Raw genomic sequence first — 23,425 nt, 5'->3', positions numbered from 1 at the left:
CGGTCTACCTTGACTGTTTCTGTGCGCCGCGACGAAACTCGGTGGGAACGGAGCAGGCCAAAGGAGGCATCTGTGCGCGACGCGGTGATCGTGGAAGCTGTCCGAACCCCGTCCGGCAAGGGCAAGCCCGGGGGCGCGCTCTCCGGCATCCACCCGGTCGACCTGCTCTCCGGCGCGCTCACCGCGCTGCTCGAGCGCACCGGCATCGACCCCACCCAGATCGACGACGTGATCGGCGGCTGCGTCGGCCAGGCCGGCGAGCAGGCGCTGAACATCACCCGCAACGCGGTGCTCGGCGCCGGTCTGCCGGAGTCGATCCCGGCGACCACCATCGACCGGCAGTGCGGTTCCAGCCAGCAGGCCGCGCACTTCGCCGCGCAGGGCGTTCTCGCCGGCGCGTACGACGTGGTGATCGCCTGCGGCGTCGAGTCGATGAGCCGGGTGCCGATGGGCACGTCGGCGGCCGGGCAGAACCCGTTCGGCACCGGCGTGCCGAAGCGCTACCCCGAGGGCCTGGTCAACCAGGGCGTCTCGGCCGAGATCATCGCCGGCCGCTGGAAGTTCAGCCGCGAGCAGCTCGACGAGTACTCGGCGCAGTCGCACGCCCGGGCGGCGGCCGCAACTGCGGCCGGCGCGTTCGACCGGGAGATCATCCCGGTGGGCGAGTTCACCACCGACGAGACCGTGCGGGCTTCGACGACAGCGGAGAAGCTGGCCGGCCTCAAACCCAGCTTCTACCACGAGAAGCTCGCCGAGCGTTTCCCGGAGATCGGCTGGCACATCACGCCGGGCAACTCGTCGCCGCTCACCGACGGCGCGTCGGCCGTCCTCATCATGTCGGCCGAGAAGGCCGCGGAGCTCGGTCTCACGCCCCGCGCCCGGTTCCACTCGTTCGCCGTCGTCGGCGACGACCCGCTGCTGATGCTCACCGGCCCGATCCCGGCCACCAAGAAGATCCTGGCGAAGTCCGGGCTGAGCATCGACGACCTCGACGCCTACGAGGTCAACGAGGCGTTCGCGCCGGTGCCGCTGGCCTGGGCGCAGGAGCTCGGCGCCGACCCGGCGAAGCTGAACCCGCGCGGCGGGGCGATCGCGCTCGGCCACGCGCTCGGTTCGTCCGGCACCCGGTTGCTGACCACGCTGGTCAACCACCTGGAGGACACCGGCGGCCGGTACGGCCTGCAGACGATGTGCGAGGGCGGCGGCATGGCCAACGCGACGATCATCGAGCGGATCTGACGTGCGGCTGACCGGATCCGACGTCGCGCTGATCACCGGGGGTGCGTCCGGGCTGGGGCTCGCGACCGCCGAGAAGCTGGTCGCCGACGGGGCCAGGGTCGTGATCCTCGACCTGCCCGGCTCGGACGGGGCCGCGGTGGCCGAGAAGCTCGGCGGGGTCTTCGCGCCGGGTGACGTCACGTCCGAGTCGGACGTGGCCGGCGCCGTGCACGCGGCGGCCGAGATCGGCACGCTGCGTGCCGCGATCAACTGCGCCGGCATCGGCACCGCGATCAAGACCGTGGGCAAGGAGTACAAGCCCTTCCCGCTCGACGCGTTCCAGCGGGTCGTCCAGGTCAACCTGATCGGCACGTTCAACGTGATCCGGCTGGCCGCGGCGCGGATCGCGCAGGCCGAGGAAGTCGACGGCGAGCGCGGGGTCATCGTCAACACCGCCTCGGTCGCGGCGTTCGAGGGGCAGATCGGGCAGGCCGCGTACTCGGCGTCGAAGGGCGGCATCGTCGGCATGACGTTGCCGATCGCGCGTGACCTCGCGTCGCTCAAGATCCGGGTCAACACGATCGCCCCGGGTCTGTTCGACACCCCGCTGCTGGGCAGCCTGCCCGACACCGTGCGCGACGCGCTGGGCGCCCAGGTGCCGCACCCGTCGCGGCTCGGCTCCCCGGTCGAGTACGGGCTGCTCGCGTCGCAGATCATCGCGAACCCGATGCTCAACGGCGAGGTCATCCGCCTCGACGGGGCGATCCGGATGTCGCCCCGATGAGCGTGCTGACGACCCGCTTCACCGAGCTGTTCGGCGTCGAACACCCGGTGGTGCAGGGCGGGATGCAGTGGGTGGGGCGGGCCGAGCTCGCGGCCGCGGTGTCCGAGGCCGGCGGGCTCGGGCTCATCACCGCGCTCACCCAGCCGACGCCGGCCGACCTCGCCACCGAGATCGAGAAGGCGCGGGCGCTCACCGACAAGCCGTTCGGCGTCAACCTGACGATCCTGCCGACGATCACGCCACCGCCGTACGACGAGTACCGGCGGGTGATCGTGGACGCCGGCATCACGGTCGTCGAGACGGCGGGGTCCAATCCCGAGCCGCACATGGACCTGTTCAAAGAGCACGGCGTCAAGGTCCTGCACAAGTGCACGAGCGTGCGTCACGCGCTCAAAGCCCAGCGGATCGGTGTGGACGCGGTCTCGATCGACGGGTTCGAGTGCGCCGGTCACCCGGGTGAGGACGACATCCCGGGCCTGGTGCTGATCCCGGCCGCGGCCGACAAGCTGACGATCCCGTTCATCGCGTCCGGCGGGTTCGGCGACGCCCGGGGCCTGGTCGCCGCGCTGGCACTGGGCGCCGACGGCATCAACATGGGCAGCCGGTTCATGTGCACGGTCGAGTCACCGATCGACCAGGCCGTCAAACAGGCCATCGTCGACGCCGACGAGCGCGACACCGAGCTGATCTTCCGGCCGCTGCGCAACACCGCGCGGGTCGCGAGGAACGCGGTGAGCGTCGAGGTGGTCCGCATCCTGAACGAGGGCGGTCAGTTCGCCGACGTCCAGCACCTGGTGTCCGGCGCGCGCGGCCGGACCGTCTACGAGAACGGCGACGTCGAGGCCGGGATCTGGTCGGTCGGGATGGTGCAGGGCCTCATCCACGACATCCCGACCGCGGGTGACCTGGTCCGTCGTATCGTCACCGAGGCGGCCGAGATCATCCGGGGCCGTCTGGCATCACTCGTAACTCTCACCGGAGTGGCCTCATGAGTGACATCACGGTGAACCGCGACGGCGCAGTGCTGACCATCGCGATCAACCGCCCCGAGCGGTTGAACTCGGTGACCACCGACGTCCTGAACGACCTCGCCGACCTGATCCTCGAGGCCGGCGCGGATCCGGACGTGCGTGTCATCACGCTGACCGGCACCGGGCGCGCGTTCAGCGCCGGCGCGGACCTCAAGTCGGGCGCGACCGCGACCGGCAGGCCCGGCACCGACACGATCATGGCCGCCAACCGGCTGATCCGGGCCGTGCGTGACGCCCGTCAGCCGACCGTCGCGGTGGTCAACGGCCCGGCGGTCGGGGTCGGGTGTTCGCTCGCGCTCGCCGCGGACCTGGTGCTGGCCTCGTCGAACGCGTACTTCCTGCTGTCGTTCACGAGCATCGGCCTGATGCCCGACGGCGGCGCGACCGCGCTGGTGCCCACCGCGATCGGCCGGGCCAGGGCGATGGCGATGGCGCTGGTCCCGGAGCGGATCCCGGCGGCCGAGGCGGTCGCCTGGGGGCTGATCTACCAGGCCGTGGACGCCGAGGAGCTGGACGCGGCGGCCAAGGCGCTGACCGATCGGCTGTCGACCGGGGCGCCGCTGGCCCTCGCGGCGACCAAGAAGGCGGTCAACGCGGCGACGCTGACGTCGCTCGAGGGTGCGCTCGGGCGTGAGCTCGAGGGCCAGGGCCACCTGCTGCAGACGGCCGACCTCGCCGAAGCCGTCGTCGCGTTCGGAGAGAAACGCCCGCCGAAGTTCACCGGAGCGTGAGATCCGGGGCCGCCCGCGGGCGGCCCCGGATCGTTCACGGCAGGGGGACGCTGACCGCGGTGTACGGCGTGGCCGGGGTGGGCGTGGTGGTGAAGCGTGCGTTCGGGGTGTAGAGCCGGCCCCGGTAGAGCGCGAGCGTCGTCGGCACGTCGAAACGGGAGTCGGTGATCGCGCCGACCACCGTGCCGCGCGTTCCGTCCAGGTTCACCACCGCGATCGAGTTGTTCCGGTTCTGGACGACGAACAACGTCTGTCCGAGCGTCAGCAGACCGTCCCCGTTGGTCAGCGGGAACTCCTTGCCGTCCTTGGTCACCGCGATCTTCGTGGTCTTGCCGCTCGCGGCGTCGACGTGGAACAGCCCGCCGGTGTTCGACTGGACGACGATCAGGCCCCGCCCGTCCGGCGTCCGCGTGATGCCGTTGGCGTTGTTGCCCTCGCCGTAGACGATGTCGCCGGTCAGCGGGATCGTGCTGACGTCGGACCGGGTGGGCACGCCGCTGCGCGGGATCGCCACCCGGTAGAGCTGCTTCTGTCGCGAGTCGGTGAAGTACGCCGCCGTGCGGGTGAGCACCACGTCGTTGACGAACGTGTCGGTGGCGGTGGTCAGCCGCAGGTTCGCGAGCGTCTTCCCGGACTTCGTGTCGACGACCCGGGCCGTGCCGGCGGACTGCCCGGCGACGAACAGGCGGCCGCGCTGGTCGAGCTTGAGGCCGACCGACGCCGTGCCCGGGCCCTGCGCGATCACCGTCGAGCGACCGGTGCGCAGGTCGACGCGCAGGATGTCACCGTCGGCCAGCGAGCCGAGGTAGGCCACCGGTTCGCGCCCGATCGTGATGCCCTCGGGGCGGAAACCGGCCGGGAGCTGATAGGTGGTGGGGGAGGGGCTCGCGGGGGTCGCGGCCACCGGAGAAGCGGTGAGCGTGGCGGCCGTGACGCCGGTGAGCAGAGCTGCGGCGAGTTTGGCTTTCATGGGGCCACCTTAGCTACTACAAAGGTGTGTAGTAAGCGTTCACGGCACCAGCAGCACCCGCCCGAGCTGTCCCCGATCGTCGAGGATCCGATGCGCTCGCGCGGCGTCGGCGAGCGGCAACCGCGCATGCACGGCCGCGCGCAGGGCGTTGTCCTCGGCGAGTCGCGTCAGCTCGGCGATCGCGGCGCGCACCTGCTCGGGAGCCGCGGCCCACCAGGCCAGGTAGGAGAACCCGAGCACCGCTTTCAGGCCGAACAACGACCGGACCGGGACGTCGATCAGCTCGCCGCCGGCCGCGCCGTACACGACCGCCCGTCCGAACGGGGCCAGCACGTCGACGCTGTGCCGCAGGACGTCGCCGCCGATCGCGTCGACGACGAGGTCCACGCCGGTGGGGGCGGCGGCACGCACCTGCTCCGGCCAGCCGGGGTCGGTGTAGTCGACGCCGACGTGCGCCCCGAACGCCGTCGCGAAGTCCAGTTTGGAGGCGGTGCTCGCGGTGGCGATCACGGTGGCGCCCTGCCGCCGGGCCAGCTGCACGACGAGGTGCCCGATGCCGCCGGCCGCCGAGTGCACGAGCACGGTCTCGTGCGCGGCCAGCCGGCCGAGGCGGAGCACCCCGAGGGCCACCGGCGCGGTGCCGGCCAGCGTGGTCGCGGTCGCGTCGTCGACCCCGTCGGGGATCGGGACCAGCCGGCTCGCGTCGGCGAGCGTGTACTCGGCGTAGGCGTCCTCGGCGACCAGCGCCCCGACCCGCCGGCCCCCGAGTGACGGGTCGACGCCGGGGCCGACCGCGTCGACCACGCCGACGACGTCGCCGGTGGGGCGGCCGGGCAGCGGGCGGGCGAAGAGCGGGCCGCTGCTCGGACCGGCGCGGAACCGGGTGTCGACGAAGTTCGCGCCGATGACCTCGGCGCGTAGCCGGACCTGGCCCGCGGCCGGTTCCGGGACGGCGGCGTCTTCCAGGCGCAGCACCTCGGGGCCGCCGTGCTCGTAGTAGCGGACACGACGCATGGGGGCCTCCGAGGTAATCTGGACCGGCGGTCAAGTTCTTTGGACCGTACTGGACCGGCGGTCCAGTTGTCATTCGAGTGGAGGCGCATGGAACGGCGTGAACGGGCCGACGCGGCACGCAACCGGCGCGCGATCCTGACCGCGACCGAGGCGTTGCTCGCCCGTCAGCGGCCCGAGACGATCTCGATGGAGCTCGTCGCGGCCGAGGCCGGCGTCGGGAAAGGCACGGTGTTCCACCGGTTCGGCAGCCGGATGGGGCTGATGGTCGCGCTCGTGCAGGAGCGTGCGCTCGGGCTGCGGGAGGCGGTCGAGAACGGTCCGCCGCCGCTGGGCCCCGGTGCGCCGCCGGCCGAACGCCTACCGGCCTTTCTCGACGCCGTGGTCGACGTCGTCGTGCGCAACAAGAACCTGCTGGCCGCGCTGGGCCACGCCGAGGCGTCCGCGCCGCACGACCACGGTGACCTCGCCGAGCACCCGGTGTACCGGTTCTGGCACGCCCACGTGGCGTCGCTGCTGACCGGTGACGACCCCCGGACGCTGGCGCACGTGCTGCTGGCCGGGCTACGCAGCGGGCCGCTGGTCGCGATGATCGATCGGGGTGAGGAGGAGCGCGTGAAGCGTGCCCTGCGGGCGACCGCGTCGGCGCTGCTCGAGAAAACCGGTTGCTGACCTCTGCGAGCCTGGGGGCATGACGTACTGACGAACTTCCCCAGCGCCTCCGTCACCTCTTCCGGGAAGAACTCGTCGTGCCCACCACCGTCACCATTCTCGACTCCCCGCTCAGCTGGATCGAGTCCGACGCCCGCGCCCAGTGCGCGCAGGTCGCCGCGCTCGACGGCATGATCCACGTCGCCGGGATGCCGGACCTGCACCCCGGCAAGGGCGCCCCGATCGGCGCCGCGATGACGTCCTCGGTGCTCTACCCGTTCCTGGTCGGCTCTGACATCGGCTGCGGCATCGCGGTGTTCCCGCTGCGCCTCAAGCGCGCCGACCCGGAGAAGCTGGCCGCCCGCTTCCCCGACCTCGACCGCCCGGTCGAACCCGACGAGCCTCCACCGGGCGGCTGGACGGACGGGCTGGGAACGGTGGGGCGGGGTAACCACTTCGTCGAGCTGGCCGAGGTCGACGACGTGCTCGACGCCGAGCGCGCCGCCGCCTGCGGCCTGGGGAAGGGCAGCCACGTCCTGATCGTCCACAGCGGCTCCCGCGGCCTGGGCGAAGCCATCCTCCGCGCCCACACCGAGGTCCACGGCGCCGGGCCGGCCGCCGACCCGGCGGCCTACCTCGCCGCCCACGACGACGCCGTGCGGTGGGGTTCGCTCAACCGCCGGGTGCTCGCGGCCCGCGTCGCCGACGCGATCGGCGCCTCGCTCACCGAGCCGATCGTCGACGTCTGCCACAACTCGGTGGAGGTCCGCGACGGGCACTACCTGCACCGCAAGGGCGCCGCCCCCGGAGACGACCGCGACGTGCTGATCGCCGGCACCCGCGGCACGCACTCGTACCTGGTGGCCGCGCACGCCGGCCCGGACGCCGGGTACTCGGTCGCGCACGGCGCGGGCCGCAAGATGTCCCGCGCCGACGCCCTGCGCCGCGGCAAGGCCAAGCACACGGTGGAGGAGCTGCGCCGCCCGCGGAAGGGGTCGATAGTGGTGTGCGGCGACCGCCAGCTCCTCTTCGAGGAGGCGCCGAGCGCGTACAAGCGGATCGACCGCGTGGTCGGCGACCTCGTCGAGCACGGCCTGGCCACGCCGATCCTGACCACGCTGCCCGTCGTCACCTACAAGACCGCGGACGCCGCTCCCCGTCGGCGCACACCGCGCCGGTGAGCGTCGCACCCGGTACCGTCCGACCGGTGACCTCGCCACTCGAAGACGACGTCGACCGCACGCTGGTGGCCATGCTGGCCGCCGACGGTCGTGCCACGCTCTCGACGCTCGCGGCCGCGGCCGGGCTGTCGGTCTCGGCCACCCAGTCACGCGTGCGCCGGCTCGAACAGCGGGGGGTGATCCGCGGGTACGCCGCCGACGTCGACCCCGACGCGCTGGGCCTGCCGCTCGCGGCGTTCGTCAGCATCACGCCGCTCGACCCGGCCCAGCCCGACGAGGCGCCCACCCAGCTCGCCGCGCTCGACGCGGTGGAGGCGTGCTACTCGGTGGCCGGCGAGGCGAGCTACCTCCTGCTCGTCCGGGTGCCGTCGCCCCGGGCGCTGGAGGAGCTGCTCCGGGAGATCCGGATCGTCGCCAACGTCCGGACGCACACCACCGTCGTCCTACAAACGTTCTACGAAAGGCGCCCTCGCCCGTAAAATTTACGGTCCGGCCGTTGTGAAACCGTAAAGATCGTCTTAGCGTTGGCTCATGACCCAGATCGTGGACGCCCCCGGGACGGTCCGGCCGGGCACCGTACATGCCGTCATCGCCGAGCATCTCCTCGCCGACGGTTTCGACTTCGTACTCGACCTCGAGGCCTCGCACGGCTCCACGCTCGTGGACGCCCGCGACGGCCACGAGTACCTCGACCTGTTCACATTCTTCGCCTCGTCGGCGCTGGGGATGAACCACCCCGCGCTCGCCGACCCGGCCTTCCGCGCCGAACTGCTCCGCGCCGCCACCAACAAGCCGAGCAACTCCGACGTCTACACCGTCGAGATGGCGCAGTTCGTCGACACGTTCGCCGAGGTGCTCGGCGACGACCGGCTGCCGCACCTGTTCTTCATCGAGGGCGGCGGCCTCGCGGTCGAGAACGCGCTCAAGGTCGCGTTCGACTGGAAGAGCCGCTGGAACGAGGCGCACGGAATCGACCCCGCGCTCGGCACCCGCGTGCTGCACCTGGAACACGCGTTCCACGGCCGCACCGGCTACACGATGTCGCTGACGAACACCGACCCGAACAAGGTCGCGCGCTTCCCGAAGTTCGACTGGCCGCGGATCCCGGCGCCGTACGTCCGCGAGGACGCGGATCTGGACGCGCTCGAGGCGCAGTCGCTGGCCGCCGCGCGCGCCGCGTTCGAGGCCCACCCGCACGACATCGCCGCCGCGATCATGGAGCCGATCCAGGGCGAGGGCGGCGACCACCATTTCCGCCCGTCGTTCCTGCGGGCGCTGCGGGAGCTCTGCCACGAGTTCGACGCGCTGTTCATCCTCGACGAGGTGCAGACCGGCGTCGGCCTCACCGGCACCACGTGGGCGTTCCAGCAGCTCGACGTCGTCCCGGACATCGTGGCGTTCGGCAAGAAGACCCAGGTCTGCGGCATCATGGCCGGCGGCCGGGTGGACGAGGTCGCCGACAACGTGTTCGCGGTGAGCTCGCGCCTCAACTCCACCTGGGGCGGCAACCTCACCGACATGGTGCGGTCCCGCCGCATCCTCGAGGTCATCCGCGACGAGAAGCTCGTCGACCGGTCCGCGTCGCTCGGCGCGAGCCTGCTGGAGAAGCTCCGGGCGCTCGGTGAGAAGCACGCGTCGGTGAGCAACGTCCGCGGCCGGGGCCTGATGTGCGCCTTCACGCTGTCCGACGCGTCACTGCGCGACGCGTTGCTCGACGGCTTGCAGAAGGACGAGAGCGTGATGATGCTCGGGTGTGGCGCGCGGAGCGTCCGCTTCCGGCCCGCCCTCACGATCAGCGAGGCCGAGCTGGACGCCGGCGTCGCGGCGATCGACCGGGTGTTGGCACGTCTGGAGGCCTAGTGCGTCAGTGGGAGTTGCGGGCCGCGTTCGCCCGGTCGCTGTCGGAGATGTACGGCACCGAGGTGCCGGCCTACACCACGCTGCTGCGGGTGTCGTCCGAGGTCAACGCCGACGTGCTGGCGAAACGCGGCGCCGACGCCCAGCGGCTGGGCAGCATCGAACGGGTCACCGCCGAGCGGCACGGCGCGATCCGGGTCGGCACCGCGCGTGAGCTGCGTCAGGTCGGTCAGCTCTTCGCCGGGTTCGGGATGCACCCGGTCGGGTTCTACGACCTGCGGAACGCGTCGTCGTCGTCGGTGCCGGTGGTGTCGACCGCGTTCCGGCCGCTTCCGGCCGACGAGCTGGCCCGCAACCCGTTCCGGGTCTTCACGTCGGTGCTGGTCACCGACGACCGGCGGTTCTTCGACGCCGACCTGCAGTCGCGGCTGGAGACGTTCCTGGGGCGCCGGGAGCTGTTCCCGCCCCGGGTGCTCGAGCTCGCGGCGAGGGCCGAGTCCGACGGCGAACTGCCCGACGCGGAGGCCGCGGAACTGCTGGCCGGCGCCACCGCCTGTTTCGCCCTGTCCCCGGACCCGATCGACCGGGCCTGGTACGACGAGCTCGCGCGGATCTCCGCGGTGGCCGCCGACATCGGCGGGGTGACCTCCACCCACATCAACCACCTCACCCCGCGCGTGCTCGACATCGACGAGCTCTACCGCCGGATGAGCGACCTGGGCATCACGATGATCGACGAGATCCAGGGGCCACCGGCCTGGGACGGCCCGGACGTGCTGCTGCGCCAGACGTCGTTCCGTGCGCTCGCCGAGCCCCGGCGGTTCACCGACGGCCCGGGCGAACTGCGGGTCCGGTTCGGCGAGGTCGAGGCCCGCGGCATCGCGCTCACCGCCGCCGGGCGGGCACTCTACGACCGGCTCCTGGCCGAGGTGGACACCCGCCGCGCGTCGAGCGGCCGCCCGCGCACGGAGGTGGCGGCCGAGGTCTGGCGTGAGCACCTCCCGGCGACCGAGGAGGGCTTGGACCGGGCCGGGCTCGGCGCGTTCACCTACCGCGCGGTGCCCGGAGCGCCCCGCCCCGACAGCTCCGACGTCCACGAGTGGGTGCGTGCCGGCGCGGCCGTGCGTGAACCGATCGTCTACGAGGATTTCCTGCCCCGCTCGGCCGCCGGAATCTTCCAGTCCAACCTCACCGACGCCGGCCGGCGGGACGACGCCCACACCGGCGCCGCCCGCGACGCCGGCTGGATGAGCGACGCGCTCGGCCGCGACGTCGCCGATCCGATCGTCCGCAACGAAGAACTGACGCGCGCCTCGCTGCAGGCGCTCAACCTGGAGATCCCATGATCGACCTGCGCGAGAGCGCTCGGAACGCGTTGAAGGCCTGCGGCGTCGAGGACGCCGCCCTGACCGGCGGGCTGACCGTCCGCACCCCGCTCACCGGCGCCGAGCTGGCGAGCGTGCGCGAGAGCACCGACGTCGACGCGGCCGTCGCCGCCGCCCACGCCGCCTACCAGCAGTGGCGCACGGTGCCCGCGCCGGTGCGCGGTGCCCTGGTCAAGCGGCTCGGTCAGCTGATCGACGAGCACAAGGACGACCTGGCCACCCTGGTGACGCTGGAGGCGGGCAAGATCCGCTCCGAGGCGCTCGGCGAGGTGCAGGAGATGATCGACATCTGCGACTTCGCGGTCGGCCTGTCCCGGCAGCTCTACGGCCGGACGATGCCCTCCGAGCGCCCCGGCCACCGGCTCATGGAGACCTGGCACCCGCTCGGCGTCGTCGGCGTGATCTCGGCGTTCAACTTCCCGGTCGCGGTCTGGTCGTGGAACACCGCGGTGGCGCTGGTCTGCGGCGACGCGGTCGTCTGGAAGCCGTCGGAGAAGACGCCGCTGACCGCGCTGGCCTGTTCGGCGCTGCTCGACCGGGCCATCGCCGAGGCCGCCGCACCGGCCGACCTGCACCGGGTCGTCATCGGTGGCCGCGAGGTCGGCGAGGCCCTCGTCGACTCGCCGCTGGTGCCGCTGGTGAGCGCCACCGGATCCACCCGGATGGGCCGTGAGGTCGGCCCGCGGGTGGCCGCCCGGTTCGGCCGCACGCTGCTCGAGCTCGGCGGCAACAACGCCGCGGTCGTGACGCCGTCGGCCGACCTCGACCTCGCCACCCGCGCGATCGTGTTCGCCGCCGCCGGCACCGCCGGGCAGCGCTGCACGACGCTGCGCCGCCTGATCGTCCACGCGTCCGTGGCCGACGAGCTCGTCGGCAAGCTGACCACCGCGTACGCGAAGCTCCCGATCGGCAGCCCGCTCGACTCCGGCACGCTGGTCGGACCGCTCGTCGACCGGGCCGCGTTCGACGCGATGGCCGCCGCGCTCGACCAGGCCCGCGCCGACGGCGGCGAGGTGCTCGTCGGCGGCGGCCGGCGCGAGGTCGACGGCGACGGCTACTACGCCGAGCCGGCCGTCGTCCGCATGCCGTCCCAGACCGACATCGTACGCACCGAGACGTTCGCGCCGATCCTGTACGTGCTCACCTACGAGACGCTCGACGAGGCGATCGCGCTGCACAACGACGTGCCGCAGGGGCTGTCGTCCGGCATCTTCACCCGCGACCAGCAGGAGGCCGAGCGCTTCCTGGCCGCGGACGGCTCCGACTGCGGCATCGTGAACGTCAACATCGGTACGTCCGGTGCGGAGATCGGCGGCGCGTTCGGCGGCGAGAAGGAGACCGGCGGCGGCCGCGAGTCCGGCTCCGACGCCTGGCGCGCGTACATGCGCCGGGCCACCAACACGGTGAACGCGTCCGGTCAGCTGCTGCTGGCCCAGGACGTGTCGTTCCTCTGAGCCTTCGCGACCGCGTCGGCTTGATGGGGGAGCAGCCGCCCGCCGCCGTAGTTCTCGACGATCGGTAGGTACGGGTCTTCGACCCCGGTGCGGAGACCGCTGAGTTCCTCCACGACGGCCAACCCGCAGAACGGCACCGCGAACGGCGAGTACCCACCCTCGTGGACGAGTACCAGTCGCCCGTCGCAGTGCCGTTCCGCGGCGGCCCGCACCCGCCCGGTCATCCACCGGAACGACTCCGAACTCAGCATCTGACGCGCCAGCGGATCGAAGCCGTTCGCGTCGAACCCGCAGGCCACCAGGATCAGGTCGGGGGCGAACCGGTCCAGCGCCGGCTCGACGACGTCGGCGAACGCGGCCCGGTACGCGCCCTCCCCGGACCCGGCCGGCAGTGGCACGTTGACGATCGTGCCGACGTCGCTCACCGCCCCGGACCCCGGTGGGTACACGCCGTCCTGGTGGATCGAGATCGCCAGCACCGACTCGTCGTCGGCGAACGTGTCCTGGGTTCCGTTGCCGTGGTGCACGTCCCAGTCGACGATCGCGACCCGGCCGACGCCCAGCGCCGCCTGCGCGTGCCGTGCCGCGACCGCGATGTTGTTGAACAGGCAGAATCCCCGCCCGTGCTCCGGGGTGGCGTGGTGGCCGGGCGGCCGCACCAGCGCGTACGCGTTGTCCACGGTGCCACCGACGACCGCCTCGACCGCGGTGATCGCCCCACCGGCGGCCAGCAGCGCGATCTCGTAGGAGAACTCGCCGAACGGCGTCCCGCCGCCGAGGTTCCCGCCGCCGGACGCGGCCTGCCGCTCGATCCCGGCCACGTACGAGCGCCGGTGGACGCGGGTGAGCTCGGCGACGGTCGCCGGGCGCGGCGCGAGCACCGTCAGCTGTTCGAGCAGCCCCGACGCCGCGACCAGGTTCGCGAACCGGCGTTTCGTGTCGGGGCTCTCCACGTGCGTCATCGGCTCCACCCAGCGGCTCACCGGTAACGGCCCACCCGCCGTCCCGGTGTCGTGCCACATGTATCTCTCGCTCCACACCCACCCGGTCGCCATGACCCCAGCTTTGCTCAGGGCGTCCCGCGGGCGGCCGATGGGGGAGTGGGAACTGACGAGGGGCGGCGGGGATGGCGCGGTTGCTGGTGGTGGAGGACGAGCCGGACCTGCGCGACCTGCTCGTCCAGCGTTTCGAGGCCGCCGGCCACGAGGTCGTCCCGGTCGCCACCTGCGCGGCCGCCCTGCGCACCGTCGAGGCCGACGGCCCACCGGACGCCGCCGTGCTCGACGTCGACCTGCCCGGCCGGGACGGCGTCGACCTCCTCGGTGACCTGCGCGAACGCCACCCGGCGCTGCCCGCGCTGTTCATCACCGTGCTCTGGTCGGGTGAGCTGCTCGCCCGCATGAAAGCCACCGGCTGCCCCTACCTCACCAAACCCTTCGCCGCGCGCGACCTCCGCGCCGCCGTCGACGATCTGCTCAGCGGCGGAAACCCGCCCGGATGAGCTCGGCGCTCCGCTCGGTCGCGTTCGCGGCTCTGTTCGGGCTCGCCGCCGTCGCCGGGCGGCTCACGATCGTCGACGGCACGAGCCTGAGCCTGGTCTGGCCGGCCGCCGGCGTCTCGATCGTCTGGTTCGTGGCCCGCCGCGCGACCGCGCTGGACTGGGCCCTGCTCGTCGGCGTCACGCTCGCGGTCAACCTGTCCACGGGCGCCCCACCGGTGCTGGCGGCGGGGTTCGCGCTGGCCAACGTCGTCCAGATCGGTGTGTTTCTCGCGGTGTTCGGCCGGCTCCATCCGGACTGGCGCCGTGGCGGGGCCGATCCGCTGGCCACGCTGGCGGACCTGTGGCGCCTGATCGCGGCGGCGGTCACCGGCACGCTCGCCGGTGCGCTGGTCGGTCCCACGCTGGTCAGCTGGTACGCCGGGTCCTGGGACCGGCTCGGCGCACTCGTCTGGCTCAGCCGCAACGTCTCCAGCGTCCTGGCGATCGGCATCCTCGGGCTGCTGTTCCTCGGCCGACGCACCGACGAGCGGCTCAGCGCGTGGCGGTACGGGGAACTGGTGGCGCTCGCGGCCGGTTCGGCCGCCGCCTACGTGCTCGCGTTCGCGCAGTCGCACGGGCTCCCGCTCGCGTTCCCGCTGCTCCTGGTGACGGTGTGGGCCGGGAGCCGGTTCCCGGCGACGCTGGTGGCGCTGCACGGCGTCGCGGTGGGCACGGTGGCGGTTCTGTTCACCCTGCACGGGCAGGGTCCGTTCGCCACGATCGAGTCGTACCCGGTGCGGGCGCTGGTGACGCAGTCGTTCGTCGCGATGGTGGCGATGCTCGGAACGGTGCTGGCCCTCGGGCGCCACGAGCGCCGGGCGCTCACCCGCGAACTGGCCGAGACAGCCGCGGCCAGCGCGGCGCAGGCCAAGCTGCTCACCACGATCGTCGACTCGATCAGCGACGCGTTGATGGTCGTCGGCGCCGACGGCCGGATCCTGCTGCGCAACCCGGCCGCGCTGGAACTGTTCACCGGGTTGAGCCGCCGCGCGGAGTACGTGGGCGACAGCGACGAACTGGTGCTCACCGAACCCGGCGGTGGCCCGCTCGAGGTCTCCGACCTGCCGCACGCGCACGCGCTGGCCGGCCAGACCGTCGTCGGGCGGGACATCGGGGTGCGCCAGGTCTCCACCGGCGTCGAGCGCGTCCTCCAGGTCTCCGCCGCGCCGCTGCCGGACGAGGGCGCCGGCCGCCGAGCGGTGGTGGTCTACCACGACGTCACGGTGGACCGCAGGCACCGCGACGAGCTCACCGCGTTCGCCGGGGTCGTCGCGCACGACCTGCTCAACCCGCTCACCACCGTGGAAGGCTGGACCGAGGCGCTGGCCGACACGCTCGGCGACCACCCCGAGGCCCGCGACTGCATCACCCGCATCCGCCGCGGCTCCACCCGGATGCGTCACCTCATCAACGATCTGCTCGCCTACGCCACCGCCCGCGACGGCGCGCTCACCCCGACCCGGGTGTCGCTGGCCGACCTCGTCGCGGAGATCGCGTCCGCCCGCGCCGACCAGGCCACCGCCGCGGCCGCGCTGCCCCCGCGGTTCACCGTGGGTGCGCTGGACGACGTCGAGGCCGACCCGGTGCTGATCCGGCAGCTGCTGGAGAACCTGCTCGGCAACGCGGTCAAGTACACCGCGCCCGGCGTCGTGCCGCACGTGGAGGTCACCACCGACCGCGTCGGCGACCGGGTCCGGCTCACGATCTCCGACAACGGCATCGGCGTGCCGCCCGGCCAGCACGAGGCGATCTTCGGGAACTTCCACCGCGCGCACCGCGACGCCGGCTACACCGGCACCGGCCTGGGTCTGGCGATCTGCGCCCGGATCGTCGAGCGCCACGGCGGCACGATCGCCGCGTCCGACAATCCCGGCGGGGTGGGCACCCGGTTCGTCCTGACTCTCCCCGCGGCGGTGTCGGCCGCCGTCGACGTCCTGGTCGGGCCGAGCCGGGCGCGACCGTAGGACGTCAGCCGCGGGTGCGCCGGACCTTCACCGGAGCCTCGTCGTCGTCCGGGGTCTCCGTCGGCGCGGTGCGGTGTTCCTCGGCGAGGATCTCGAGCCGGGATTCGTGCGCGGAGGGGCGGTACATCTGATCGAACACGTCGAGAAGGGGTGCGCTGATGCCGCGCCTGCGGACCCGGGCGGCGAGCACGACGAGGCCGGCGATCACGCCGACGTAGCCCGCGGCGACCACGAGTGCTCCCACACCGGCTTCTGACGATCGAGCGCCCGCCGCGGTTCCCGAACCGTCGCTACCGCCGGGCGCTCGCGACGGTCACGGCCGCTGCGGCCGGCGGGGGCAGTGTCGCCGGCCGGGCGGCCGCTGGGGTGGGGCGGATCGCGGTGAGGACGGCGGCGAGGACGGTGACCACGCCCAGGGCCTGGACGGCGGTGAGCGCCTGCCCGAGGAGGAGCCAGCCGGCGAGCACCGCGACCACCGGGCTCAGCAGGCTGAGGAAGGACGTCGCACCGGCCGGAAGGGCCGCGAGGCCACGGAACCAGAGCCCGTACGCGAGCGCCGTACCGACCACCGCGAGGTAGGTGTACCCGCCGACCGCGGCCGCGTCCAGGGTGGGTGGTGCCCCCTCGACCGCGAACGCGACCGGAGCCAGCACCAGCCCTCCGGCGACGAGCTGCCACGCCGTACCGACCAGCGGGGGAGGCGCTTCCGCGCCCGTTCCCGACCAGCGCTTGGTGAGGACCAGGCCCAGTGCCATCGAGGCGGCGCCGCCCAGAGCGGCGGCCAGGCCCAGGGCGTCCAGGCGGGCCTGGGCGGTGAGGACCACCAGGGCCACCCCGGCGACGCCCGCCGCGCCGGCGGCGATCGTGCGGGGGCGGAGGCGTTCGCCCAGTGCGGGGACCGCGAGTGCGGCCACCAGCAGCGGCTGGACCGCACCGGCGATCGCGGCGACCCCGCCGGGCAGGCGGTACGCGGCGACGAACAGCAGGGCGAAGAACGCGCCGATGTTCAGGGTGCCCAGCACGATCGAGCGCCACCACCAGGAGCCTCGGGGCAGTACGCGGACGATCGCGAGCAGCAGCAGGCCCGCCGGGAGGGCACGGAGCACGCCGGCGAGCAGGGGACGACCGGCCGGGAGGAACTCGGTCGTGACCAGGTACGTGGTGCCCCAGGTCGCCGGGGCGGCGGCGGTCGCGATCAGCACGCGAGCTTGATTGCTAAGCACTTAGCAATAATAGCTAAGTGCTTAGGTAAATGGCTAGGGTGTGGGGGTGACCGATCATGTGGACCGGATCCTCGCGCAGTGGCGGCGCGAACGTCCCGACCTGGACGTGTCGCCGATGGCGGTGATCGGGCGGCTGAGCCGCGCGGCGGCGGCGGTGCACGGGCGGCTGGATCGCACGTTCGCCGCGCACGATCTGGACCGGGGCTCGTTCGACGTGCTCGCCACGCTGCTGCGTAACGGCCCTCCGCACCGGCTCACCCCGGCCCAGCTCGCGGCCGACGCGATGATCACGTCCGCCGCGGTGGCGCAGCGGTTGAATCGGCTGGAGTCGCGCGGTCTCGTCACGCGCGCCCCGAACCCCGACGACGGGCGGGGGAGTCTGGTCTCGCTCACCGCGGCCGGGAAGGCCGCGGTGGAGGCCACGTTGCCCGCGCATCTGGCGACCGAGCAGGAGTTGCTGGCCGACCTGTCGCCCGAGGAGCGCGAGACCTTGGCCGCCCTCCTCGCCCGCGTGTTCCACTCCGCCGACCCGAACTGACCCCCACCCGCCGGTCCCGCCCCGGACCGGCGGGTGGGGTCAGGGGGTTGGGCCGCCTGCCGGGTAGCGGAAGACTCGGATCCAGTCGATCAAGGCCGTGGCGGGCAGCTGGGGGGCCGGGCCCTCGATCGTCAGTTCCAGGGCCAACGTGTGGGGGCGGCGGAACGAGGCCCAGGCGGCGCCGGCCTCGGTGGCCCGGAGTTCCTGGGTGACCACGCCGTCCACGGACCAGCGTAGGTGGCCGTTCTCGCCGGGTTTCCAGTCCAGGGCGTAGACGTGCCAGTCGGTGGCGGTGCCGTTCGCGGGCAACGCCTGGGCTCGGCCGTACGCCAGGTCGGGCCGGCCGCCGTGGGCGAACTGGCGCACCAGCCCCGGTCGTTCGCCGGCCACCTCGGCGATGTCGATGCCGCCCGACTCGGGCCAGGCGACGCTCGCGGCGTCCGCGCCGATCGTGCGGAACGCCGGGCGCAGGCCCTGGCCCACGGGCAGTTTCATCCGGGCGGAGAAGTAGCCGCCCTGTTGCGACCAGGCGGCGGCGCCGTCGTTGCCCGACCGGTCGAGCATGCTGAGCCGGGTGGAGACCGGGCCGGGGGCCGCGGTCAGGGCCAGGCGGCCGAGGCCGTCGAGGCGGGCCTGGTCGAGGGAGTATCCGGGGTCGCCTCGGGAGTCGTCGAACCACATCGCGGTGGCGAGGCCGTAGTTGGGGCCGGCGCCGGCCGGGCCGCTGAACTCCTGGCGGAAGGTCACCGGGTTGGTCCGGACGGTCAGGTACCTCGGTGGGGTGAGTGCCGTCCAGTGGCCGGCGATCCGGACCGCGGCGGCGATCAGGTAGTCGCCCGGTGGGAACGTGCGTGGGCCGGTGGTGACGGTGTATCCGCTGGTCGGGATCGTGGCCGGTCGGGCTCCGGGGAAGTCGAAGTGTGCGCCGTCGGAGTCGCGGACCGCGACCGTCAGCGCCTCGACCGTGACCGGTGCCGACGAGGCGTGCAGGCGCACGGTGGCCGCGACCGCCTGGCCCGATTCCGCGGTCGCCGGCACGTCCAGCCGGTCCAGCGTCAGCCCGGTCGACGCCGCCGTCCGCGCCGACCACTCCGGGAACGCCCGGCTCCCACGCAGCTCATCACGCGACCCGCCCGCAGCCACCGCCGAGGCCGCTTCGTGCGTGCCGGCCGCCGCCGGTGGGGAAGTCAGCGCGGCCAGGGCCAGCCCCACCGCGGTGACCGCGCCGATGCCTCGTCGGTTCATCCCGGCACTCCCTCTCCGAACGACCTGCTGGTGGCAAGCAGCGTCATACCGCACTGAAAGGGGGTAATTCGCGCGGCGCGCGCGAGCTGGGAGAATGCTGCGAACTTTATGCTGGTTCACTCAATTACCCGGTAAATCTGGCGTGTCGATCGCTCGCTGCAACAAGAGCGACTTTGAGTGTCGTCATGCGTCTTCATCACCGAACGGGCATCATCGGCGCGCTCGTCGTCGGGCTCCTGCTCCCCGCCGTGCCGAGCGAGGCGATCGACCGCCCGGCGTTCAACCGGTACTCCGCCGCCCAGCTCGCACAGCAGATCCTCGCGCTGCGGTCCGCGGGCCGGATCCGCATCCACGACTACTCCGCGAACAAGGCCGCCGACCGCCGGGACCGGTCGCTGGCCAGCCAGCAGCTGGCCGACATCGCCGCGGGCAAGCGGGCGAACCTGTCCCGGCGCTGCCACCGCGGTCGCCTGATTCGGATCCGCCCCGACATCCGGATCCTGCGCTTCCTCGCCGACCTGGGGACGAGCTCCGGCGGTTACACGATCAACGTCCTGTTCGGGCAGTGCCACTCGCGCCGTTCGCTGCACTACCTCGGGCGCGCGGTCGACCTGCGGTGCGGCCTGCGGGTCACCAGGGCCGACGTCACAGCGGTCACGTGGGGAGTGAAGCGAAACCTGGAGACGTGTCGTCGGAACGCGCACTGGCACTACTCCGTCGGAGGACGATGAGCACCAGCACCGCCACCCCCGCGCCACACGTCCCCAGCGTCATGTCGCCGAGCGTGTCCTCGTAGGCGGTGTCGAGCTCGGTGCCGTGCCGGATGAACGCGTACCACTCACCGAGCTCCCAGAGCAGCGCGAGCAGCGCCCCGCCGCCGATCACGACCACGGCCCTGGCCCAGGCCGGGCGCAGCGCGTCCACCTCCAGGACCAGGGCGAGGCCCAGGCACAGCAGGAACCAGTTGACGAAGTGGTTCGCGTCGTCCCACCACGAGATCGAGTCGTAGAGGTCGAGCGTGTTGCCGGTGACGTCGATCAGGAACGGGGTCATCGTCAACGTGAAGCCGGCGATCGGGGGACGCGTGCCCCGTTTCGCCAACCACCACCACACCGGGACGACGAGCATCATCAGCGGGTAGAGCACGAGGCGGGCGCCGAAGCCCTTGCCGGCGAACTGCGGCAGGTCACTGGCCACGCTCGCGACGACCAGCTGCGCGATGGTGGCGACCAGCACCACCACGGGCCCGGCCCACTTCTTCAGGTGCATTGCGGCAGTGTGCACGACCGGGCGGAGAGGCGGCCGGGCACCCTCCCGGTTCGCCGCAGAGCGTAGGAATCAGTCGTTCGCGAGGTCGCGGGAGACCGCGCGGGCCGCGTCTCGCACGCGGTTGACCAGGGTGTTCCTCGGCCGGAGGCCGGGGTCGCAGACGCCGTCGACGGCGCCGCTGACGCCGATCGCGCCGACCACCAGACCGCCGTGCCCGCGGATCGGCACCGCGATGCCGGCCTGGCCGACGGTCATCTCCTCGACCTCGGCGGCCCAGCCGCGGCGGCGGACCTGGTCGAGCGTGGCGCGCAGGACGTCCGGGTCGGTGATCGTGCGGTGCGAGTACGGCGGCAGGCCCTGGGCCAGCACCACCGACGCGGTCGGCGCGTAGGCGAGCAGCGCCTTGCCCAGCGCGGTGGCGTGCGCGGGGAGGGAGGAGCCGACGTCGAGCCGCTGCTGGGTGTCGTCGGGCCGGAACACGTGGTGGACGACGACGACCGCGCCGGCCTGCAGCGCCCCGATGCGGACCGCGAAACCGGTGCGCGCGGCCAGCGGATCGGCCCAGTTGATCGCGTGCGAACGCAGCTCGTTGAGGTCGAGCGGGCCGCCGCCGAGGTCGAGCAGCGAGCTGCCGACGCGGTACTTGCCGCCGGAGCCGTCCTGGTCGACGAAACCGACCCGGTGCAGTGTCCGTAACAAACCGTGCGTCGTGCCCTTGGCCAGGCCGAGCGCCTCGGCGATCTCGGTGACGCCCAGCGGGCCGGGCGCGCCGCCCAGGAGGCGCAGGATCGCCGCGGCCCGCTCGATGGACTGCACGGAGCCGGGCACGTCCCCAAAAGTATCGGTTCGACAATGTCGAACACACGCCATTGAGACCGATAGCGGTGCTTTCTAACTTCGGGAATGCGCCGGGACGGCCACTGTCGGCTCCCGGCCCCAGCCCCGGGAGGTCCCATGGCGGAACGGTTGAAGATCCCGAAGGTTCCCGGCACGGTCGGCGAGATGGCGGCGGAGTTCGCCGGAACGTTGATCCTGATTCTGTTCGGATGTGGTGTGGTCGCTCAGGTGGTGGCCGGCGAGCTCGGCGACCACGACAGCATCGCCTGGGCGTGGGGGTTCGGCGTGACGCTCGGCGTGTTCGTGGCCGGGCGGATCAGCGGCGCCCACCTGAACCCGGCGGTGACGATCGCGCTCGCGGTGTTCAAGGGCTTCTCCTGGCGCAAGGTGCCGGCGTTCATCGCCGCGCAGACGCTCGGCGCGTTCGTCGCCGCGCTGCTCGTGCGCTGGAACTACAGCGAGGTGCTGGCGAAGGTCGACCCGGGCAACACGATCAAGACCCAGGGCGTGTTCTCGACGCTGCCGGGCAACGGCGCGCTGCCGGTGTCGGAGTGGGGCGCGTTCCGTGACCAGGTCATCGGCACCGCGATCCTGCTGTTCGTCATCCTCGCGCTGACCGACCTGCGCAACAACCCGCCGCTGGCGAACCTGACGCCGTTGATCATCGGGTTCCTCGTGGTCGCGATCGGCATGGCCTGGGGCACCGACGCCGGGTACGCGATCAACCCGGCCCGTGACTTCGGCCCGCGTCTGGCCTCGTACCTGACGGGGTACGAAACAGCGTGGAGCGATCAGTACGGAAATCTGTATTTCTGGGTGCCGATCATCGCCCCGATCATCGGTGCTCTTGTCGGTGCCGCACTCTACGGTCTGCTCATCGGTCGGTTCCTGCCGTCGGACGAGCCCCAGGAGCCCGGTGAGCTGCCGTCGGCCGACGCCCGCGCCACCGAGAAGATTGCTTGATTCCGAGGAGAGAAACGCATGCCTGATTTCGTCGGCGCAGTCGATCAGGGCACGACCAGCACCCGGTTCATGGTCTTCGACCACGGTGGCAACGAGGTCGGCCGTCACCAGCTCGAGCACGAGCAGATCCTGCCGCAGGCCGGCTGGGTCGAGCACAACCCGGTGGAGATCTGGGAGCGCACCGCCTCGGTCATCCGGACCGCGATGAACAACCTCAACCTGTCCGCGTCCGACCTGGCCGCGCTCGGCATCACCAACCAGCGCGAGACCACCGTCGTCTGGGACAAGCGCACCGGCCGTCCGTACTACAACGCGATCGTCTGGCAGGACACCCGCACCGACCGCATCGCGTCGGCGCTCGACCGCGACGAGCGGGGCCAGACCATCCGGCAGAAGGCCGGCCTGCCCCCGGCCACGTACTTCTCCGGCGGCAAGATCCAGTGGATCCTGGAGAACGTCGAGGGGGTCCGCGAGGCCGCCGAGGCCGGCCACGCGATCTTCGGCAACACCGACACGTGGTTGATCTGGAACCTCACCGGCGGAGCGCACGTCACCGACGTGACGAACGCGAGCCGCACGATGCTGATGAACCTCGAGACGCTCGACTGGGACGACGAACTGCTGTCGTTCTTCGACATCCCGCGCTCGATGCTGCCGGAGATCCGGCCCTCGTCGGACCCGAACGGCTACGGTTCGCTGGAGGCCGGCGGCCCGTTCCGGGGTGACGTCCCGCTCACCGGTGACCTCGGCGACCAGCAGGCGGCCACCGTCGGGCAGGTGTGTTTCGCGCCCGGCGAGGCCAAGAACACCTACGGCACCGGCAACTTCCTGCTGCTCAACACCGGCACCGAGCTGGTGCGTTCGGAGCACGGGCTGTTGACGACGGTCTGCTACAAGTTCGGCGACCAGGCCCCGGTCTACGCGCTGGAGGGCTCGATCGCGGTCACCGGCTCGGCCGTGCAGTGGCTGCGTGACCAGCTCGGCATCATCAGCGGCGCGTCGCAGAGCGAGGCGCTGGCCCGTCAGGTCGACGACAACGGCGGCGTGTACTTCGTGCCGGCGTTCTCCGGACTGTTCGCACCGTACTGGCGGTCGGACGCGCGGGGCGCGATCGTCGGGCTCTCGCGGTACAACACCAACGCGCACCTGGCCCGGGCCACGCTCGAGTCGATCTGCTACCAGAGCCGCGACGTCTCCGAGGCGATGGCGCAGGACTCCGGCGTCACGCTGGACGTGTTGAAAGTGGACGGTGGGGTAACCGCCAACAGCCTGTGCATGCAGCTGCAGGCCGACATCCTCGGCGTGCCGGTCAGCCGCCCGGTGGTGGCCGAGACCACCGCGCTCGGTGCGGCCTACGCGGCCGGGCTCGCGGTCGGGTTCTGGAAGAACACCGACGAGCTGCGTGAGAACTGGAACGAGTCGGAGCGCTGGCAGCCGAGCTGGAGCGAGGAACGGCGCACCGAGGGGTACGCGAAGTGGCGCAAGGCGGTCGAGCGGACGCTCGACTGGGTGGACGTCGACTGACGGTTTTTCTCGGCGGGGCGGCGTTCGCCGCCCCGCCCACGGACGGAGG

24 protein-coding genes are annotated in these 23,425 nt (G+C 72.3%); 16 read left to right on the top strand and 8 right to left on the bottom strand.

The window, feature by feature from the left end:
* Positions 1-72 precede the first annotated feature (72 nt).
* From ABD437_RS10780 to ABD437_RS10765, 4 genes are read left to right on the top strand one after another with little or no spacing between them, the layout of a single operon-like run.
* Positions 73-1,239 carry a thiolase family protein gene (locus ABD437_RS10780; protein WP_344648649.1) on the top strand — a complete coding sequence of 389 codons (1,167 nt, stop codon included), beginning with the start codon at positions 73-75 and terminating at the stop codon, positions 1,237-1,239.
* A gap of 7 nt (positions 1,240-1,246) precedes the next feature.
* Complete coding sequence (locus ABD437_RS10775) at positions 1,247-2,002, top strand: 3-hydroxyacyl-CoA dehydrogenase (protein ID WP_425558134.1); 756 nt, start codon at positions 1,247-1,249, stop codon at positions 2,000-2,002.
* Complete coding sequence (locus ABD437_RS10770) at positions 1,999-2,994, top strand: NAD(P)H-dependent flavin oxidoreductase (protein ID WP_344648647.1); 996 nt, start codon at positions 1,999-2,001, stop codon at positions 2,992-2,994. The genes ABD437_RS10775 and ABD437_RS10770 overlap by 4 nt, the downstream gene beginning before the upstream one ends.
* Positions 2,991-3,764: an enoyl-CoA hydratase gene (locus ABD437_RS10765; protein WP_344648646.1), complete on the top strand. Its 774-nt coding sequence runs from the start codon at positions 2,991-2,993 to the stop codon at positions 3,762-3,764. Before ABD437_RS10770 ends, ABD437_RS10765 begins: the two co-directional genes overlap by 4 nt.
* 34 nt (positions 3,765-3,798) lie before the next feature.
* On the opposite strand, the gene ABD437_RS10760 is transcribed toward ABD437_RS10765, so the two are convergent.
* Complete coding sequence (locus tag ABD437_RS10760) at positions 3,799-4,734, bottom strand: SMP-30/gluconolactonase/LRE family protein (protein ID WP_344648645.1); 936 nt, start codon at positions 4,732-4,734, stop codon at positions 3,799-3,801.
* Between the two features lie 39 nt (positions 4,735-4,773).
* The gene (locus ABD437_RS10755; protein WP_344648644.1) at positions 4,774-5,748 is read right to left on the bottom strand and encodes a quinone oxidoreductase family protein; all 975 of its coding nucleotides are present in this window, start codon (positions 5,746-5,748) and stop codon (positions 4,774-4,776) included.
* Positions 5,749-5,835: 87 nt separating this feature from the next.
* On the opposite strand from ABD437_RS10755, the gene ABD437_RS10750 reads away from it, so the two are divergent.
* The 6 genes from ABD437_RS10750 to amaB all read left to right on the top strand — a co-directional run bounded on the left by ABD437_RS10750 (position 5,836) and on the right by amaB (position 12,273).
* Positions 5,836-6,417, top strand: a complete 582-nt coding sequence (locus ABD437_RS10750) for a TetR/AcrR family transcriptional regulator (RefSeq protein WP_344648643.1) — start codon at positions 5,836-5,838, stop codon at positions 6,415-6,417.
* Positions 6,418-6,494: 77 nt separating this feature from the next.
* Positions 6,495-7,577 (top strand): RNA ligase RtcB family protein, encoded by a 1,083-nt coding sequence (locus tag ABD437_RS10745; protein ID WP_344648642.1) that lies wholly within the window; start codon positions 6,495-6,497, stop codon positions 7,575-7,577.
* A gap of 26 nt (positions 7,578-7,603) precedes the next feature.
* Positions 7,604-8,056, top strand: a complete 453-nt coding sequence (locus ABD437_RS10740; protein WP_344648641.1) for an Lrp/AsnC family transcriptional regulator — start codon at positions 7,604-7,606, stop codon at positions 8,054-8,056.
* Between the two features lie 52 nt (positions 8,057-8,108).
* Complete coding sequence (gene lat, locus ABD437_RS10735; protein WP_344648640.1) at positions 8,109-9,437, top strand: L-lysine 6-transaminase; 1,329 nt, start codon at positions 8,109-8,111, stop codon at positions 9,435-9,437.
* A complete protein-coding gene (gene hglS, locus ABD437_RS10730; protein ID WP_344648639.1) occupies positions 9,437-10,780 on the top strand; it encodes a 2-oxoadipate dioxygenase/decarboxylase in 1,344 nt (447 codons plus the stop codon). Before lat ends, hglS begins: the two co-directional genes overlap by 1 nt.
* On the top strand, positions 10,777-12,273 hold the full coding sequence (amaB, locus tag ABD437_RS10725) for an L-piperidine-6-carboxylate dehydrogenase (RefSeq protein WP_344648638.1): 1,497 nt from the start codon (positions 10,777-10,779) through the stop codon (positions 12,271-12,273). The genes hglS and amaB overlap by 4 nt, the downstream gene beginning before the upstream one ends.
* Here the strand turns inward: amaB and ABD437_RS10720 are convergent.
* Positions 12,237-13,328: a class II histone deacetylase gene (locus ABD437_RS10720; RefSeq protein ID WP_344648637.1), complete on the bottom strand. Its 1,092-nt coding sequence runs from the start codon at positions 13,326-13,328 to the stop codon at positions 12,237-12,239. The two genes, amaB and ABD437_RS10720, sit on opposite strands and share 37 nt — an antisense overlap.
* Positions 13,329-13,399: 71 nt before the next feature.
* Here ABD437_RS10720 and ABD437_RS10715 point away from each other — a divergent pair, with 71 nt between their 5' ends.
* Both ABD437_RS10715 and ABD437_RS10710 read left to right on the top strand, forming a co-directional pair.
* On the top strand, positions 13,400-13,774 hold the full coding sequence (locus tag ABD437_RS10715; protein WP_344648636.1) for a response regulator: 375 nt from the start codon (positions 13,400-13,402) through the stop codon (positions 13,772-13,774).
* Positions 13,771-15,777, top strand: coding sequence for an ATP-binding protein (locus ABD437_RS10710; RefSeq protein WP_344648635.1), 2,007 nt, complete (start codon positions 13,771-13,773; stop codon positions 15,775-15,777). Before ABD437_RS10715 ends, ABD437_RS10710 begins: the two co-directional genes overlap by 4 nt.
* Before the next feature lie 4 nt (positions 15,778-15,781).
* Here ABD437_RS10710 and ABD437_RS10705 read toward each other — a convergent pair whose 3' ends face one another.
* Together ABD437_RS10705 and ABD437_RS10700 are read right to left on the bottom strand one after the other, a co-directional pair.
* Positions 15,782-16,021: a hypothetical protein gene (locus tag ABD437_RS10705; protein WP_344648634.1), complete on the bottom strand. Its 240-nt coding sequence runs from the start codon at positions 16,019-16,021 to the stop codon at positions 15,782-15,784.
* Positions 16,022-16,067: 46 nt separating this feature from the next.
* Positions 16,068-17,000 (bottom strand): EamA family transporter, encoded by a 933-nt coding sequence (locus tag ABD437_RS10700; protein ID WP_344648633.1) that lies wholly within the window; start codon positions 16,998-17,000, stop codon positions 16,068-16,070.
* 46 nt (positions 17,001-17,046) lie between these two features.
* On the opposite strand from ABD437_RS10700, the gene ABD437_RS10695 reads away from it, so the two are divergent.
* Positions 17,047-17,538 carry a MarR family winged helix-turn-helix transcriptional regulator gene (locus ABD437_RS10695; RefSeq protein ID WP_344648632.1) on the top strand — a complete coding sequence of 164 codons (492 nt, stop codon included), beginning with the start codon at positions 17,047-17,049 and terminating at the stop codon, positions 17,536-17,538.
* Between the two features lie 39 nt (positions 17,539-17,577).
* Here the strand turns inward: ABD437_RS10695 and ABD437_RS10690 are convergent, their stop codons facing one another.
* Positions 17,578-18,783 carry a glycoside hydrolase family 16 protein gene (locus tag ABD437_RS10690; RefSeq protein ID WP_344648631.1) on the bottom strand — a complete coding sequence of 402 codons (1,206 nt, stop codon included), beginning with the start codon at positions 18,781-18,783 and terminating at the stop codon, positions 17,578-17,580.
* A 185-nt stretch (positions 18,784-18,968) separates the two neighbouring features.
* Here ABD437_RS10690 and ABD437_RS10685 point away from each other — a divergent pair, with 185 nt between their 5' ends.
* A complete protein-coding gene (locus ABD437_RS10685; protein WP_344648630.1) occupies positions 18,969-19,514 on the top strand; it encodes a hypothetical protein in 546 nt (181 codons plus the stop codon).
* On the opposite strand, the gene ABD437_RS10680 is transcribed toward ABD437_RS10685, so the two are convergent.
* Together ABD437_RS10680 and ABD437_RS10675 are read right to left on the bottom strand one after the other, a co-directional pair.
* A complete protein-coding gene (locus ABD437_RS10680; RefSeq protein WP_344648629.1) occupies positions 19,438-20,052 on the bottom strand; it encodes a DUF2238 domain-containing protein in 615 nt (204 codons plus the stop codon). The genes ABD437_RS10685 and ABD437_RS10680 overlap by 77 nt on opposite strands.
* A gap of 69 nt (positions 20,053-20,121) precedes the next feature.
* Positions 20,122-20,880 carry an IclR family transcriptional regulator gene (locus ABD437_RS10675; RefSeq protein WP_344648628.1) on the bottom strand — a complete coding sequence of 253 codons (759 nt, stop codon included), beginning with the start codon at positions 20,878-20,880 and terminating at the stop codon, positions 20,122-20,124.
* A gap of 126 nt (positions 20,881-21,006) precedes the next feature.
* On the opposite strand from ABD437_RS10675, the gene ABD437_RS10670 reads away from it, so the two are divergent.
* Both ABD437_RS10670 and glpK read left to right on the top strand, forming a co-directional pair.
* Positions 21,007-21,852: an MIP/aquaporin family protein gene (locus ABD437_RS10670; protein ID WP_344648627.1), complete on the top strand. Its 846-nt coding sequence runs from the start codon at positions 21,007-21,009 to the stop codon at positions 21,850-21,852.
* A gap of 18 nt (positions 21,853-21,870) precedes the next feature.
* Complete coding sequence (gene glpK / locus ABD437_RS10665; protein WP_344648626.1) at positions 21,871-23,376, top strand: glycerol kinase GlpK; 1,506 nt, start codon at positions 21,871-21,873, stop codon at positions 23,374-23,376.
* Positions 23,377-23,425 lie beyond the last annotated feature (49 nt).

Source organism: Cryptosporangium japonicum (assembly GCF_039524755.1).
GTDB classification, from domain to species: Bacteria; Actinomycetota; Actinomycetes; order Mycobacteriales; family Cryptosporangiaceae; genus Cryptosporangium; species Cryptosporangium japonicum.
Note: the sequence above shows the minus strand (reverse complement) of the source record. Positions and strands in the feature narration are given on the sequence as shown.

Bases quoted from the DNA above. Each gene is read 5' to 3' on its own strand.
- ABD437_RS10770 (WP_344648647.1), top strand. From the start codon at position 1,999: ATGAGCGTGCTGACGACCCGCTTCACCGAGCTGTTCGGCGTCGAACAC.
- ABD437_RS10765 (WP_344648646.1), top strand. From the start codon at position 2,991: ATGAGTGACATCACGGTGAACCGCGACGGCGCAGTGCTGACCATCGCG.
- ABD437_RS10760 (WP_344648645.1), bottom strand. From the start codon at position 4,734: ATGAAAGCCAAACTCGCCGCAGCTCTGCTCACCGGCGTCACGGCCGCC.
- ABD437_RS10755 (WP_344648644.1), bottom strand. From the start codon at position 5,748: ATGCGTCGTGTCCGCTACTACGAGCACGGCGGCCCCGAGGTGCTGCGC.
- ABD437_RS10750 (WP_344648643.1), top strand. From the start codon at position 5,836: ATGGAACGGCGTGAACGGGCCGACGCGGCACGCAACCGGCGCGCGATC.
- lat (WP_344648640.1), top strand. From the start codon at position 8,109: ATGACCCAGATCGTGGACGCCCCCGGGACGGTCCGGCCGGGCACCGTA.
- amaB (WP_344648638.1), top strand. From the start codon at position 10,777: ATGATCGACCTGCGCGAGAGCGCTCGGAACGCGTTGAAGGCCTGCGGC.
- ABD437_RS10720 (WP_344648637.1), bottom strand. From the start codon at position 13,328: ATGGCGACCGGGTGGGTGTGGAGCGAGAGATACATGTGGCACGACACC.
- ABD437_RS10715 (WP_344648636.1), top strand. From the start codon at position 13,400: ATGGCGCGGTTGCTGGTGGTGGAGGACGAGCCGGACCTGCGCGACCTG.
- ABD437_RS10710 (WP_344648635.1), top strand. From the start codon at position 13,771: ATGAGCTCGGCGCTCCGCTCGGTCGCGTTCGCGGCTCTGTTCGGGCTC.
- ABD437_RS10690 (WP_344648631.1), bottom strand. From the start codon at position 18,783: ATGAACCGACGAGGCATCGGCGCGGTCACCGCGGTGGGGCTGGCCCTG.
- ABD437_RS10685 (WP_344648630.1), top strand. From the start codon at position 18,969: ATGCGTCTTCATCACCGAACGGGCATCATCGGCGCGCTCGTCGTCGGG.
- ABD437_RS10680 (WP_344648629.1), bottom strand. From the start codon at position 20,052: ATGCACCTGAAGAAGTGGGCCGGGCCCGTGGTGGTGCTGGTCGCCACC.
- ABD437_RS10670 (WP_344648627.1), top strand. From the start codon at position 21,007: ATGGCGGAACGGTTGAAGATCCCGAAGGTTCCCGGCACGGTCGGCGAG.
- glpK (WP_344648626.1), top strand. From the start codon at position 21,871: ATGCCTGATTTCGTCGGCGCAGTCGATCAGGGCACGACCAGCACCCGG.